General features: G+C 62.0%; 15 protein-coding genes. 9 read left to right on the top strand and 6 right to left on the bottom strand.

Going from position 1 to position 13248, the window contains the following annotated elements; translation table 11 throughout:
• Positions 1-18 precede the first annotated feature (18 nt).
• On the top strand, positions 19-1242 hold the full coding sequence (locus RM533_RS05720; protein ID WP_311340414.1) for a threonine ammonia-lyase: 1224 nt from the start codon (positions 19-21) through the stop codon (positions 1240-1242).
• A 240-nt stretch (positions 1243-1482) separates the two neighbouring features.
• Positions 1483-2334 carry an arginyltransferase gene (locus tag RM533_RS05715; protein WP_311340252.1) on the top strand — a complete coding sequence of 284 codons (852 nt, stop codon included), beginning with the start codon at positions 1483-1485 and terminating at the stop codon, positions 2332-2334.
• A gap of 204 nt (positions 2335-2538) precedes the next feature.
• Here the strand turns inward: RM533_RS05715 and glnA are convergent, their stop codons facing one another.
• The 5 genes from glnA to RM533_RS05690 all read right to left on the bottom strand — a co-directional run bounded on the left by glnA (position 2539) and on the right by RM533_RS05690 (position 7356).
• Positions 2539-3948, bottom strand: a complete 1410-nt coding sequence (glnA, locus tag RM533_RS05710; protein ID WP_311340413.1) for a type I glutamate--ammonia ligase — start codon at positions 3946-3948, stop codon at positions 2539-2541.
• Positions 3949-4027: 79 nt separating this feature from the next.
• A complete protein-coding gene (locus RM533_RS05705; RefSeq protein ID WP_311340251.1) occupies positions 4028-4366 on the bottom strand; it encodes a P-II family nitrogen regulator in 339 nt (112 codons plus the stop codon).
• 152 nt (positions 4367-4518) lie between these two features.
• A complete protein-coding gene (argC, locus tag RM533_RS05700; RefSeq protein WP_311340250.1) occupies positions 4519-5481 on the bottom strand; it encodes an N-acetyl-gamma-glutamyl-phosphate reductase in 963 nt (320 codons plus the stop codon).
• A 22-nt stretch (positions 5482-5503) separates the two neighbouring features.
• Positions 5504-5827, bottom strand: coding sequence for an SH3 domain-containing protein (locus tag RM533_RS05695; RefSeq protein WP_311340249.1), 324 nt, complete (start codon positions 5825-5827; stop codon positions 5504-5506).
• A 140-nt stretch (positions 5828-5967) separates the two neighbouring features.
• The gene (locus RM533_RS05690) at positions 5968-7356 is read right to left on the bottom strand and encodes a leucyl aminopeptidase family protein (RefSeq protein WP_311340248.1); all 1389 of its coding nucleotides are present in this window, start codon (positions 7354-7356) and stop codon (positions 5968-5970) included.
• Between the two features lie 47 nt (positions 7357-7403).
• Here RM533_RS05690 and RM533_RS05685 point away from each other — a divergent pair, with 47 nt between their 5' ends.
• Together RM533_RS05685 and map are read left to right on the top strand one after the other, a co-directional pair.
• A complete protein-coding gene (locus RM533_RS05685; protein WP_311340247.1) occupies positions 7404-8189 on the top strand; it encodes a DUF4163 domain-containing protein in 786 nt (261 codons plus the stop codon).
• Positions 8190-8293: 104 nt separating this feature from the next.
• The gene (map, locus tag RM533_RS05680; protein WP_311340246.1) at positions 8294-9124 is read left to right on the top strand and encodes a type I methionyl aminopeptidase; all 831 of its coding nucleotides are present in this window, start codon (positions 8294-8296) and stop codon (positions 9122-9124) included.
• 60 nt (positions 9125-9184) lie between these two features.
• Here map and RM533_RS05675 read toward each other — a convergent pair whose 3' ends face one another.
• Positions 9185-9502 (bottom strand): 2Fe-2S iron-sulfur cluster-binding protein, encoded by a 318-nt coding sequence (locus RM533_RS05675; protein WP_311340245.1) that lies wholly within the window; start codon positions 9500-9502, stop codon positions 9185-9187.
• A 206-nt stretch (positions 9503-9708) separates the two neighbouring features.
• Between RM533_RS05675 and RM533_RS05670 the strand changes: the two genes are divergently transcribed.
• Genes RM533_RS05670 through RM533_RS05650 form a run of 5 tightly spaced genes read left to right on the top strand, consistent with a single transcriptional unit; the run spans position 9709 to position 13199 of the window.
• Positions 9709-10320 carry a DNA-3-methyladenine glycosylase family protein gene (locus tag RM533_RS05670; protein WP_311340244.1) on the top strand — a complete coding sequence of 204 codons (612 nt, stop codon included), beginning with the start codon at positions 9709-9711 and terminating at the stop codon, positions 10318-10320.
• An 18-nt stretch (positions 10321-10338) separates the two neighbouring features.
• On the top strand, positions 10339-11094 hold the full coding sequence (gene ccmA / locus RM533_RS05665; RefSeq protein ID WP_311340243.1) for a heme ABC exporter ATP-binding protein CcmA: 756 nt from the start codon (positions 10339-10341) through the stop codon (positions 11092-11094).
• A 5-nt stretch (positions 11095-11099) separates the two neighbouring features.
• A complete protein-coding gene (locus RM533_RS05660) occupies positions 11100-11750 on the top strand; it encodes a heme exporter protein CcmB (RefSeq protein WP_311340242.1) in 651 nt (216 codons plus the stop codon).
• Positions 11751-11805: 55 nt separating this feature from the next.
• On the top strand, positions 11806-12810 hold the full coding sequence (locus RM533_RS05655) for a cysteine synthase A (RefSeq protein WP_311340241.1): 1005 nt from the start codon (positions 11806-11808) through the stop codon (positions 12808-12810).
• The gene (locus RM533_RS05650) at positions 12807-13199 is read left to right on the top strand and encodes a hypothetical protein (protein ID WP_311340240.1); all 393 of its coding nucleotides are present in this window, start codon (positions 12807-12809) and stop codon (positions 13197-13199) included. The genes RM533_RS05655 and RM533_RS05650 overlap by 4 nt, the downstream gene beginning before the upstream one ends.
• Positions 13200-13248 lie beyond the last annotated feature (49 nt).

The following is a 13248-nucleotide window of genomic DNA, read 5'->3' as shown; positions in this document are numbered from 1 at the left end:
CCGTCCTTCCGGACCGAGATGGAAGGTCCTGTGCCCTATGGCGCCGACGATGTAAGGGCTGCGGCTGCACGAATATCCGGGCAGGTCGTGCGGACGCCGACCCTGCACAGCAGAACGCTTTCGCAGATTACCGGTGCCAATATCTGGCTGAAGTTCGAAAACCAGCAATTTACCGCCGCTTACAAGGAGCGGGGTGCATTGAACGCGCTGCTGTTGATGGACGACGATGTCCGCGCGCGCGGCGTGATCGCAGCGTCGGCCGGCAACCATGCACAGGGGCTGAGCTATCATGGCACGAGACTGGGCGTCCCGGTCACGATCGTGATGCCGCGCTCCACTCCGACCATCAAGATCATGCAGACCGAGGCGGTCGGCGGCACGGTCGTTCTCCACGGCGAAACCTACGACGATGCCTACGCCCATGCCCGCAAGCTGGAGCAGGAGCGCGGCCTTACGTTCGTGCACCCTTTCGACGACCCGCATGTTTCGGCAGGCCAGGGCACGGTTGCGATCGAGATGCTGGAGGACGCGCCGCAGATCGACACTCTGGCTGTGCCGATTGGTGGCGGCGGGCTGATCAGCGGCATGGCGACGGTGGCGCGCCAGGTAAAGCCTGATATCACCATCTATGGCGTGCAGGCCGCGCTGTTTCCCTCGATGTATGCCAAGGTGAATGGGCTCGACCTGGAGTGCGGCGGCGATACCCTGGCCGAAGGCATTGCCGTGCGCGATCCCGGCGAGATGACAGCACGGATCATCCAGAGGCTTGTTGATGATATTGTGCTTGTCAACGAACCTGCGCTTGAATCGGCAACGGCGTTGCTGCTCCAGATCGAGAAAACGGTAGTGGAAGGAGCAGGCGCGGCCGGACTGGCGGCGGTTTGCACAAATCGTGCAATGTTCGAAGGGCGCAACGTCGGGATCGTCTTGTGCGGCGGCAATATCGACACCCGTCTGCTGGCCAATGTGCTGCTGCGCGATCTTGCCCGTTCGGGCCGGTTGGCGCGGCTGCGGCTGACGCTGCAGGATCGGCCAGGTGCCCTGTTCAAGGTGATGCGCGCTTTCAACGCCCAGAACGTCAACATCATTGAAATCTATCACCAGCGCATCTTCACGACCTTGCCGGCCAAGGGCCTCATCACCGACATCGAATGCGAGGCGCGCGACCGCGGGCAGATCGATGCGTTGATCGCCCAGTTGCGCGGTGAAGGCTATCAGGTCGGCGAAGTGGAACTGGCCTGATCACCGGCGGATGGTTAACATCACCCTGCAAGGTGTCTGATGGGTGTGATGCGCCGGCAGGCGGCGGCAAGCTGTGTCAACGCGGGATGATCCGCAAGGAATCGCTGACCGGGTGGTAAACTGCCTTCCCATTCCGGCAAGTCTCACGACATAAGCACAGGCTGACGCGATGCAGGCCATGAGCAGCACTGCGCATGCAAGTCTCTTGCAGAAGGATGGAAGAAGGGTAGGTATATCTACGTGACTGCACCGGTACGATTCCCACGCTTCTATGTAACTGCTCCGGCAGCATGCCCGTATCTGCCTGACCGGCAGGAACGGAAGATCTTTACCGAGATCAACGGCGGGGATGCCGATGCGCTCAACGACGCGCTGGGACAGATCGGCTTTCGCAGGAGTCAGACCGTTGCTTACAGGCCAAGCTGCACCGGCTGCCGGGCCTGCGTGTCGGTGCGGGTGGTCGCAAGCGAATTTGCACCGTCCGGCACGCAAGCCCGCACGCTGCGCAAGAACGCCGATCTGGTGCCGTCTGCCTGCCAGCCATGGTCGACGGAGGAGCAATATGCGCTCCTCCAACAATATCTTGCAGCGCGTCATCCAGGTGGTGGCATGTCAACCATGGACGAGACAGATTATACCGACATGGTCGAACGCACGCCGGTAACAAGTTATGTGGTGGAATACCGGGAGCCCGACCAGGCCGGGCGGCCCGGCAGGCTGGTCGGCGCTTGCCTGACCGATCGGCAGAATGATGGTCTGTCGATGATCTATTCGTTCTACGATCCGCATCATCCGACGCGGTCGGGGCTTGGCAATTACATCATTCTTGATCACATCCGGCGAGCCGCGGATGCAGGGCTGGCCTACGTCTATCTGGGCTACTGGATCGAGGGGTCGGCGCGCATGCAGTACAAGATCCGCTACCGACCGCTCGAACAGCTTGGTATGGATGGCTGGGAGCGTTTCAATCCCGACCGGCAGAATGCGCTTATCGCCAATGCGGTGGCGCCATCTGCAAATAATTCGTCCCGCACAGGCAAGGATGGTTTGCCCAATGGCCAGCGGCACTATCGCTTCGACCAGGGAAAATAGCCGCCCTTTTGCAAACGCCCTCCGCCGTGCAGCAGTTCACAAGCGGACAGAAGAGCCGATGATCAGCTGCTCAGGAATGCTGCGGTGCTGATGACCGGGGCAGTGCGTCAGTGCTGCTGATCTGAACATCAGCATCTGCGCCGGCCGAATGACAAAAGGCGCCCGGGATGAAACGGACGCCTTTGTCATTGCAGCAGCTTGGGATCAGCCGCTGTAGTAAAGGTCGTATTCAACCGCGCTCGGCGTCATTTCCACGCGCTTCACCTCTTCCCATTTAAGCGCGGTGAACGCCTCGATCTGTTCTTTTGAGAACACCTCTCCCTGCAGCAGGAAGTCGTGATTGTTCTCAAGCTCGGTCAGCGCCTCGCGCAGCGAGGTCGCCACGGTTGGCACGTCGGCCAGTTCGGCAGGCGGCAGATCGTAAAGGTTCTTGTCCATCGCTTCGCCGGGATGGATCCGGTTCCTGATCCCGTCGAGCCCCGCCATCAGCAATGCGGCATAGGCAAGATAGGGATTGGCCATCGGATCTGGAAAGCGGAACTCCACCCGCTTGGCCTTTTCGCCTGCCCCGTAAGGGATGCGGCAGGACGCCGAACGGTTGCGCGCGGAATAGGCAAGCAGCACCGGCGCCTCGTAACCCGGCACCAGCCGCTTGTAGCTGTTGGTGGTGGGGTTGGTAAAGGCATTGAGCGCCTTGGCATGCTTGATGACGCCGCCGATGTAGTAAAGACAGGTATCGGACAGCCCGGCATAGCCATTACCGGCAAAGGTCGCCTTGCCCTTGTCCCAGATCGACATATGGGTGTGCATGCCCGACCCGTTGTCCTTCATGACCGGCTTGGGCATGAAAGTGGCCGTCTTGCCGTAAGCCTGCGCCACCATGTGGACGATATATTTGTAGATCTGCATGCGGTCGGCGGTTTCAACGAGCGTGCCGAACATCATACCAAGCTCATGCTGCCCCGGGGCGACCTCATGGTGGTGCTTGTCGCACGGCAGACCCATGGCCAGCATGGTCGACACCATCTCGCCGCGAATGTCGACGGCGCTGTCGACCGGCGCGACCGGGAAATAGCCGCCCTTGGCACGGGGTCGATGCGCCAGATTGCCACCATCATATTCGCGGTTGGTATTGGTCGGCAGCTCGATATCGTCGATGGTGTAACCCGAACCTGCGTAATTGTCGTAGAAGCGCACATCGTCGAACATGAAGAACTCGGCTTCCGGCCCGACATAGATGGTGTCGCCGATGCCTGTGCTTTTCAGATAGGCTTCGGCGCGCTTCGCCGTCGATCGCGGATCGCGGTTGTAAAGCTCGCCCGTCGAAGGTTCGACGATGTCGCAAAACAGGATCATCATCGGCGTGGCGGAAAACGGATCGATATAGGCAGCGTCCAGATCCGGGCGCAGGATCATGTCCGATTCGTTGATCGTCTTCCATCCCTCGATCGACGATCCGTCGAACATCAGTCCCTGCTCAAGCTCGTCTTCGCCCATGACCGATGCCACCATCGTCAGATGCTGCCATTTGCCTTTGGGATCGGTGAAACGCAGATCGATCCATTCGATCTCCTCATCCTTGATCCGCTTCAGAATGTCATTGGCAGAAGCCACAGGCTTTCCTTTCATCGATGATCCCCGTTATTGGCAGGCAGGATGGTGAACTTGGGCGTCGTGCGATGTACAAGCGCGATCAGACCGCGTCGGCGTCGCGCTCCTGCGTGCGGATGCGCATGGCCATTTCGACAGGCGAGACGAAGATCTTGCCGTCGCCGATGCGCCCGGTCTGCGCCGCATTCGCTATGGCCTCGACCACCCGGTCGGCAAGATCGGAGGTAACTACCACCTCCAGCTTTACCTTGGGCAGGAAATCGACCACATATTCGGCGCCGCGGTAAAGCTCGGTGTGGCCCTTCTGCCGCCCGAAGCCCTTGGCTTCAGTGACAGTGATGCCGGTCACCCCAACCTCGTGCAATGCTTCCTTGACTTCGTCGAGCTTGAACGGCTTGATGATCGCCTCGATCTTTTTCACTGCTCTGTCTGCCCCTGCATGGCTCGGCTGCAACGGCCATTTGGCCAGATGCCGGTTGATCCCTGCCGAACGCTTCTGCGATTTTCAGAATCGCGCTTGGCCGTCACTGTAACCGCTCAATATCATGTTGCAACTGCGAAAGAGCAGGCGCTTCAACCGGCAAGGCGCAAACCTGCTGTTTCGCACAGACCTGCCATCAGGTTGAGGTTTTGCACCGCTGCGCCGCTCGCACCCTTGCCCAGATTGTCCAGCACCGCCACCAGCCGGACCTGCGCATGGTCCGGTGAGGGCAGCACATGCAAGACCATGTCGTCGAACGGCGGCGTGTCGGCCGCGATCGTCAGTGCAGCGGGCGCCGCACCATCAGGTGCGACCCGGACAATGCGCGAGCCTTCGTAAGCCGCCTGCAGGCTGGCGCGGATCTGTGCCGGGTCCACTGCGGGGCCGTCAGAGCCGTGCTCCCGTCCCTGCATTGCCGCAAGCGCCAGCGGCACTTCGACGATCATGCCGCGAAATCCGGACACGACAGCCGGGGCAAAGACCGGAGCATGAACCAACCCGCCATGTACGCGCATTTCATCGAGGTGCTTGTGACCGCCGCTCAAGGCGTATGCGCGAAAGACAGGAGGCGCAGCAGTTTCTTCATATTGCGCGATCATCGCCTTGCCACCGCCCGAATAGCCCGAGACTGCATGGCAGGTGATCGGCCAATCTTCGGGCAGCACGCCGTCGCGAACCAAAGGCGCAACAAGCGCCAGGAACCCTGTCGGATAACAGCCGGGATTGGACAGGAACCTCGCCGTTGCAACCGCTTGCCGGCCGCACAATTCGGGAAAGCCATAGGTCCAGTCGGGAGCGACACGGTGCGCAGTCGACGCGTCGATCACCCGGGTGCGGTCGTTGCGGATCATCGCCACGGCAGCGCGGGCAGCGTCATCGGGCAGGCACAGAACAGCGATATCACAATCGTTGAGCGCCTCTGCCCGGGCTGTGTCATCCTTGCGTCGCTGCTCGTCAAGGGTGATGAGCGCCAGATCATCGCGCTGCCCAAGGCGACTGGCTATTTCAAGGCCGGTGGTTCCCGCCGCGCCGTCGATGAACACCTGTACGGTCATGCTGCCACTATCATGCTGATTATCATGATAGCGGCTCCAGCAGCGCAGCAGGAACATAGCCTGTCTGCCCGCAAGGCGTGCCGCCCCAGGCCCAGTCACCGGCAATGTCCAGCACGTCGAACACGTCACTGGCGGCAAGCTGTCCGCAAGCCGCTGCTTCAGGATCGGCAGCTACGCTGATGGTGCTGCCTTTCCTGGCGCGATGGGGCATCGGAATGGCATAGTACGGTGCAAAGATGATGCCGGCGAGGCCAATATGCGCAAGATCACCGCGCGCGGGCAGAGTGGCGTGCGCTTTCTTGGCGGTGGGGCCGCAAAGCATGAAGGACTGCGGCGGCGCGGTCATGGCGTCGATCTGGGACAAAGGTCGGCTTTGCTTTCAAGGCAACAGAACGCGCCTCTAGCCGCGCCGATGGCAACAGGCAAGTTCGCCTCCGGCATAATGCACGCCGATCCCGATGCAAATGCCCTGCACATCCCTGCGCATCATCGGCCGTATCGCTGCTGCAGCATCCGCCATGCCGCACGCAGACCCAGTGCCGCACCTCCTTCGGGACGGCCTGGCTTTGCCGAAGGACGCCATGCAAAGGTGTCGAGATGCACCCAATCCAGATCTTCAGCGACGAATTCATCAAGGAACAGGCCAGCGGTGATTGCCCCTGCGAAACTGCCGCTTGCCGAATTTGCCAGATCGGCGATGTTGCTCTTTAGCATGTCCCGGTAGCTGCCGGGCAGCGGCAGACGCCAGCATGCGTCATCATGCATGCGCCCCGCTGCAAGAAAAGCGTCTGCGGTCTCATCGCGCCGCGCCATGAGCGCAGGAAGATCGGGACCGAGCGCCACCCGCGCCGCGCCCGTCAGCGTGGCAAAATCAATGATGAGGTCGGGGCGGTGCTCACTGGCCAGCGCCAGCGCGTCGGCAAGGATGAGGCGGCCTTCGGCATCGGTGTTGGTAATTTCCACCGTCTTGCCGGCTCTGGATGTCAGGACATCGCCGGGCCGGAAGGCATTGCCGGAAATCGCGTTCTCTACGGCCGGAACGATGCAGTGCAGGCGGACGGGCAGCCGGTGCCGCATGATCAGCGCTGCCAGCGCCAGCGCATGAGCCGCGCCGCCCATATCCTTCTTCATCAGCGCCATGCCGGCCGAATTCTTGATGTCTAGCCCGCCTGAATCGAAAGATACTCCCTTGCCCACTACGGCAAGGCGCGGTGCATCGGCATCGCCCCACTCGATCTCCAGCATCCGGGGTGCAAACCCGGCCGCTGCAGCGCGGCCCACGGCGTGCACCATCGGGTGCTCGCGCAGCAATGCGTCGCCCTTGGTCACGCGCATGTCTGCGCCTGCTTCCTGGGCAATCTTTCGTGCGGCCGCTTCCAGGGCTTCCGGCCCCATGTCCTGCGCCGGGGTATTTACCAGATCACGCACGAAATTGGTCGCTTGCGCCTCTGCGATCAAACCGTTCACCAGATCATCATCGTCATCGGTGAGCAGGATGCGCGGGCCCTGTCCTTTTTCGTCCTGCTTGTAAAGCGCAAAGACATATTGCGCACATTGCCATCCGAACAGGGCCGCGCCCGGCAACCGGTCGGCAAGTCGATAGGTCCCGGCGGGCAGCACTTCGGCAAGTCTGGCCAGGCACCAGCTGGAAAGGTCGGCGGGATCGGCAACCCCGCCGACGGCAAGCCAACCATCTTCATGGGCCAGAATCGCGGTCTGGTTTGGCTTGCCCTCAAATTTCTGCGCTGCAAGAATTTCGCGCTGAACCGCCGTTAGGGTGTTTGCCCAATCATGCAGACAGGCAGCGTTCACCAGATGTATTGCAAGCGCCTGCTGTCCATGATCCTTCTGGATCAGCCGTGTCTTTTCAGTCATGTCTGGCATGTAGCGGCCGCCGGCATCATTTTGCGAGGATTTTTTACATGCGAATTGCCATTGTATCGGCCTTGTTGCTGTTGTCAGCCTGCGGAACGCAGACTGCGGGCAATGTCGAAGCGGCAGGCGGTGCAGATGCGGTCGAGGGGAGCGCCACTGCTGGCGATGCGCAGGCCGTAAAAGAGGACAACGCGCTGTATGAGTTTGCCTATAGCTGGCCCGCTGCTGCCGGAAAGATCGCTCCGGTTGCCGCGATCCTGACCACAGAGCGTACGCGGCTCAAGAACGAACTCACCAATGACGCCGAAGCAGCGAAGGCAGAGATGGATGCTTCGGGGTTTCCCTATCGCACTTATGCAATGGACAAGAGCTGGCAAGTGGTGACCGACACACCACGTTTCCTGTCGCTGTCTGCAACGCAGTACTCCTATTCCGGCGGTGCGCATGGCATGACCGTTTCCGATGCGCTTTTGTGGGATCGCAAGGCGCAAGAGGCTATCAAGCCCATCGATGTATTCACTTCCTCGGCAAAGCTGGATGCGGCGACACAGGATGCGTTCTGCACCGCACTCGACCGGCAGCGAGCGGCAAAGCGGGATGAGCCAGTGCGCCGCAGCGACGATCCGTTTTCCGACTGCATCGAACCGGTGGCCAACAGCACAGTCATCCTTGGTTCGACCAATGGCAGCGCCATCGATCGCATTGGCTTCCTGATCGCTCCCTACAATGCCGGACCTTATGCGGAGGGCTCTTACGAAGTGACGCTGCCTGTGACGGACAGGATCCTGGACGCGGTAAAGCCGGCCTACCGCGATGCCTTTGTGGCTCGGTAGGCGCTGACCGGCACGCCTGCATAGATGAGGGCAATTGCACCGCGGCTCAGGCTTACGCAATCTGGCCTCTCGCAATCCGAGCCTGCCGCCGCTACATGGGCGCCATGAACCTGTACCAGATCGTCGATGATGAAGATGTGCTGCCGCGTGACGGCACGATCAAGCTGCACGGTGCCGCTGCCTTTGCCGGCATGCGGCGGGCGGGCCGGCTGGCGGCGGAGATACTCGATGCCATGGCGCAGATGGTGCAGCCCGGCGTCACCACGGCGCAGCTCGATGATACGGTGCGCCGCCTTACTCTTGACGGGGGAGCAGTTCCGGCAACGCTGGGTTATCGTGGGTACCGGCACAGCTGTTGTATCTCCATCAACCATGTCGTGTGTCACGGCATCCCGGCCGACAAGGCGCTGAAGGAAGGGGACATCGTCAACATTGATGTAACCCCGCTGCTCGATGGTTGGCATGGGGATTCGTCGCGCATGTACCACGTCGGCGACGTGCCGCTGAAAGCGCGTCGGCTGGTCGAGGTGACGTATGAATGCCTGATGATCGGGATCGATCAGGCCAGACCCGGCAACCGGATCGGCGATATTGCCGCTGCCATCCAGAGCCATGCAGAAGCGCATCGGTACGGTGTTGTCCGGGAGTTCTGCGGCCACGGTCTTGGCCGTCTGTTCCATGATGCGCCCGAAATCGTGCATGCCGGCGTGGCAGGCACCGGCCCCGAGTTGAAGCCGGGGATGTTCTTTACCATCGAACCGATGATCAATGCCGGCAAGGCGGGGGTCAAGCTGCTGGACGATGGCTGGACAGCGGTGACTCGCGATCGATCATTGTCCGCGCAGTTCGAACATTCGATCGGCATTACCGATGATGGCTGCGAGATATTTACCCAAAGCCCCAAGGGTCTGCATCTGCCGCCCTACCTGTCGTGACCGAGCGTCGGCAGGACGGATCAGCCGCTTTGCAGACGTTCAGCAGCGCGGCGTGAAAACTTAGTCCTCGGGAGCGATTTGCACCCGCATGCCGTCCAGATCGTCTGCAACCGGGATCTGGCACGAAAGGCGCGAGTTTTCCTTGCGATGGTCGGAACTGTCAAGCAGGTCGTCCTCGTCCTCACCGACAGGTGGCAGGCGGTCGCCGAAGTCAGGATCGACATAGACATGGCAGGTGGCACACGAACAGCAACCGCCGCACAGCGCCAGCAATTCGTCGTAGCCGCCGTCACGAATGACTTCCATCACGCTCAGCCCGGTTTCTGCATCGACCGTGCTTTCCTCGCCATTGCGATTGACGACAATCAGTTTGGGCATCGCTTGTCCTGTTCTTGCCGGGCTTTGCCAGCGCGATATCACTTTGCGCAATACCGGCCGGTTCTGCCCACGTCCGGCGTGGCTGCTATCGCTTTGGATGCCGAATGGCAAGCCGCTTTGGCCAGCGGCATTGCCGGCGGTTTTTGCCAGCGGTATCAGCCATCAGGCGCGGCATGACGCAATTTCGCCATTGAAGAGGCAGCACGATGCAGCAAGGGATCATTGCCGAAGGTCTGGACCGGATTGCCGCTTCGCACCCCGCAATTGCCGAGGCGTTGCAAAGGTTTGGCTATCCCGATGAACGCATCCAGCCGCGCGGCCATGCTACCTTGCTGCGGATCATCCTGGGGCAGCAGGTTTCGGTCGCGTCGGCCGAAGCGGTGTGGCGTCGGCTGACCGCAATGCTCGGCGACGAGATCGCGCCCGCCGCACTCCTGGCGGCGAGCCATGAAGATTTGCGGGCATGCGGCCTCTCGCGGCAGAAGGAGGCGTATGCCCGGTCGCTGTGCGAGCTTGTGGCAGGGGGCGCGCTTGATCTGCATGCGCTGCCCGATGATGACCAGCAGGCAATCGCACAGCTCATGGAAGTAAAGGGGATCGGCCGCTGGTCAGCGGAAATCTACCTGCTGTTTGCAGAAGGGCGGCAGGATATCTGGCCGGCGGGCGATCTTGCCATAAGGGTCGGCATCGGACGCATACTCGGCCTTGATCGGCGGCCGAACGAGACAGAGACGCGCCTCCTGGCCGAACCATGGCGGCCATGGCGCGGGGCAGTGGCGGTGTTCATCTGGCATGTCTATCAAAGCGCTGCTGTGTAGCGTGGTTGTCTTCTGTTCATGGCGCGCAGGCTCGCCAATGCGCTGCCACGCATCGAACCTGCTTGGCAGGACCAGGGCAATCCCATAGGCGGACAAGGCATGGTTCCGACGCGCCCTGAGACTGACCCTGATCACGCAGCTGTTCCCGCCTGCGACGGGACTGATGCGTTGCCACAGCCGGGCTTCGGAGAGTGCAGGATCAACGCCAGCGACCTTGCGTGCCGCCGCGGCGATCGGCTGCTGTTTGCCCGCCTGTCCTTTGCAGTGCAGGGCGGCGAAACCCTGCATCTTGCCGGACCGAACGGGGTCGGCAAGTCCAGTCTCATCCGCATCCTTGCCGGATTGCTGCCGCCGTGGGCAGGCAATGTGGCGCGCCAGGGGGCGGTCGCGTTGCTCGATGAACGGCTGGCGCTCGATATGCATCAACCGCTTGGCCGGGCTCTTGAATTCTGGGCCAGATGTGACCTCCTGGAGCCACAGGACATGAACCGCATCGCCAGTGCAGCCGAGCTCGATGACCTGCTTGACGTGCCGGTGCGATATTTGTCCACCGGGCAACGCCGCCGCGCCGCGCTTGCCCGTACGCTTGGGCGCGGTGCACCCATCTGGCTGCTTGACGAGCCGCTCAATGGACTCGACGCCCGCTCGGTCGCGACCATGGGTGGAATGATGACAAAGCATTGTGCCAGTGGCGGCATCTGCATCATCGCTTCGCATCAGATGCTTCCCGCGCCAGTGACCCGCCGTATCGACATCGCTGATTTTCTGCCGTGACAGACATGCTGTGGCAGGTTTTCCGGCGTGACACGCTGCTGCTGCTGACAGGCGGGCGCAGGGGCGGGGGCGGATTGCCGGTGCTGTTCTTCCTTGCCGTCGCCATGTTGTTTCCCTTTGCTGTCGGGCCGGATGCCGCGCTGCTTGCCCGCACGGGTGGCGGGATCGTCTGGGTCGCTGCGCTGCTGGCTGCGATCCTGCCCGTGGACCGGTTGATCGAACCCGATCTCGACGCCGGATTTTTCGACCAATGGGTCCTGCGCGGGTTGTCGGAGGAGTGGGTGGCGGCGGCCCGCATGGTGGCGCATTGGCTGGTGTTTGCAGTGCCGCTCATGCTGGCGACGTTGCCCGCCGCGGCGCTGCTGGGGCTTTCTGCCGATCATTTGCGGCTGCTGGAACTGGGGCTGCTGGCCGGCACACCAGGGCTGGCAGCGCTGGGCATCATGGTGGCGGCCATCACTGCCGGCTTGCGCAGCGGTGCGGCAATGGCGGGACTGCTGCTGGTGCCGCTTGCGGTTCCTCTGCTGATCTTCGGCGCAGGCAGCCTGTCGGCGGGAGGTGAGGGCGGCATTGCACTGACGGGCGCGGTGAGCCTGGTGCTGGTCGCAATCGCCCCCTTTGCAAGCGGTGCCGCAATCCGGGCGGCGCGAGGTTGAGGCGCACGGTTTTTGCGCATTGCCCTTGCGAGCACTGCACCCTACCTTGCGCAAGATGCATGTAGCAAACGACACGCTCGCGCTTATCGGCAATACGCCGCTTGTCCGCCTTTCAGGGCCCAGCAAGGAAGCCGGATGCGACATTTTCGGCAAGTGCGAATACACCAATCCCGGCGGTTCGGTGAAGGACCGCGCGGCCTTGTGGATCGTGCGCGACGCGGAAAGACGCGGCGCGCTGCGCTCTGGCGGCATCATTGTCGAAGGTACGGCGGGTAACACCGGCATCGGCCTGGCGCTGGTAGGCAACGCATGCGGTTACCGGACGATCATCGTCATGCCCGAGACGCAGTCGCGTGAAAAAATAGATACATTGCGTGCACTGGGCGCCGAGCTGGTGCTGGTGCCGGCAGCGCCATTTTCCAATCCTGCACATTTTGTGCACACATCGCGCCGGCTGGCGCAGGACACCGCGGGAGCAGTCTGGGCAGACCAGTTCGACAACACTGCCAACCGCAAGGCGCATATCGACACGACCGGCCCCGAAATCTGGGACCAGCTGGATGGGCGCATCGATGGGTTCATCTGTGCGGCGGGGACCGGCGGCACCATTGCGGGTGTCGGCCTTGCGCTCAAGGAACGTTCCGACGCGGTGACAATCGGCCTTGCCGATCCGCATGGCGCCGCGCTTTACAGTTTCTACGCCACTGGCGAACTGAAAAGCGAAGGCACATCGGTTGCAGAAGGTATCGGCCAGGGGCGGATCACCGCCAATCTAGATGGTGCGGCGATCGATACGCAATACCGCATTTCCGATGCGGAAGGGCTTGACTGGGTGCGCCGCCTGCTTGCCGAAGAGGGGCTGTGCCTTGGCCTGTCGTCCGGCATCAATGTCGCAGGTGCGGTGCAGTTGGGCCGTGCGCTGACGCAGCGGCTCGGCCGTCCAGCCAGAGTGGTCACGATCCTGTGCGATACCGGGCTGCGCTATCTCTCAACCTTGTACAACCGGGACTGGCTGCGCGAAAAGAACCTTGCCGTATTCCCCTGGCTGGTACGGTCATGATGCCGCCTGAGAGCAGCCGTTCGCTACCGGCCGAACAGGGTTTGCCGCATGGCCGGGAAATCCGCGCCCGCGCGATGCAGCGTGTGCAGATCGGTATCGCCGGGCTGATCGCGATGCTGTTGCTGGTGGCGCTTGCCAGCACCATCATGCAGCAGGCGCTGGAAGCTGACGATGCCGGCGCTGCCAGCGATGAGGCGGTCAGCACTGTGCCGGCGCCGGCAACAGACCCGCTGGCGGACATCGGCGTTGCTCCGGAACTTCCGGCAGAAACGATAAAGGTTCCCGACTTGCCGGCTCAGAATACTCCGACTGCGCCTGCCACACAGCAGCAGGAGCCCGGCGGCGCCGCTGCGTCCGATCGGGTCCAGGGTACCGGCACCTCTGGTTAGGGTGCGGTCTGTCGCTGTCTTGTGCGCGGCTGCGTTTCTCATGCTGACA

The organism is Croceicoccus esteveae, assembly GCF_031846435.1.
In the GTDB taxonomy this organism is placed as follows: domain Bacteria; phylum Pseudomonadota; class Alphaproteobacteria; order Sphingomonadales; family Sphingomonadaceae; genus Croceicoccus; species Croceicoccus esteveae.
Note: the sequence above shows the minus strand (reverse complement) of the source record. Positions and strands in the feature narration are given on the sequence as shown.

Excerpts from the sequence above, each read along its gene's own strand:
- RM533_RS05655 (WP_311340241.1), top strand. The coding sequence starts at position 11,806 with ATGCATGTAGCAAACGACACGCTCGCGCTTATCGGCAATACGCCGCTT.
- RM533_RS05670 (WP_311340244.1), top strand. The coding sequence starts at position 9,709 with ATGCAGCAAGGGATCATTGCCGAAGGTCTGGACCGGATTGCCGCTTCG.
- RM533_RS05685 (WP_311340247.1), top strand. The coding sequence starts at position 7,404 with ATGCGAATTGCCATTGTATCGGCCTTGTTGCTGTTGTCAGCCTGCGGA.
- argC (WP_311340250.1), bottom strand. The coding sequence starts at position 5,481 with ATGACCGTACAGGTGTTCATCGACGGCGCGGCGGGAACCACCGGCCTT.
- map (WP_311340246.1), top strand. The coding sequence starts at position 8,294 with ATGAACCTGTACCAGATCGTCGATGATGAAGATGTGCTGCCGCGTGAC.
- RM533_RS05690 (WP_311340248.1), bottom strand. The coding sequence starts at position 7,356 with ATGACTGAAAAGACACGGCTGATCCAGAAGGATCATGGACAGCAGGCG.
- RM533_RS05675 (WP_311340245.1), bottom strand. The coding sequence starts at position 9,502 with ATGCCCAAACTGATTGTCGTCAATCGCAATGGCGAGGAAAGCACGGTC.
- RM533_RS05660 (WP_311340242.1), top strand. The coding sequence starts at position 11,100 with ATGCTGTGGCAGGTTTTCCGGCGTGACACGCTGCTGCTGCTGACAGGC.
- ccmA (WP_311340243.1), top strand. The coding sequence starts at position 10,339 with ATGGCGCGCAGGCTCGCCAATGCGCTGCCACGCATCGAACCTGCTTGG.
- RM533_RS05695 (WP_311340249.1), bottom strand. The coding sequence starts at position 5,827 with ATGACCGCGCCGCCGCAGTCCTTCATGCTTTGCGGCCCCACCGCCAAG.
- RM533_RS05720 (WP_311340414.1), top strand. The coding sequence starts at position 19 with ATGGAAGGTCCTGTGCCCTATGGCGCCGACGATGTAAGGGCTGCGGCT.
- RM533_RS05650 (WP_311340240.1), top strand. The coding sequence starts at position 12,807 with ATGATGCCGCCTGAGAGCAGCCGTTCGCTACCGGCCGAACAGGGTTTG.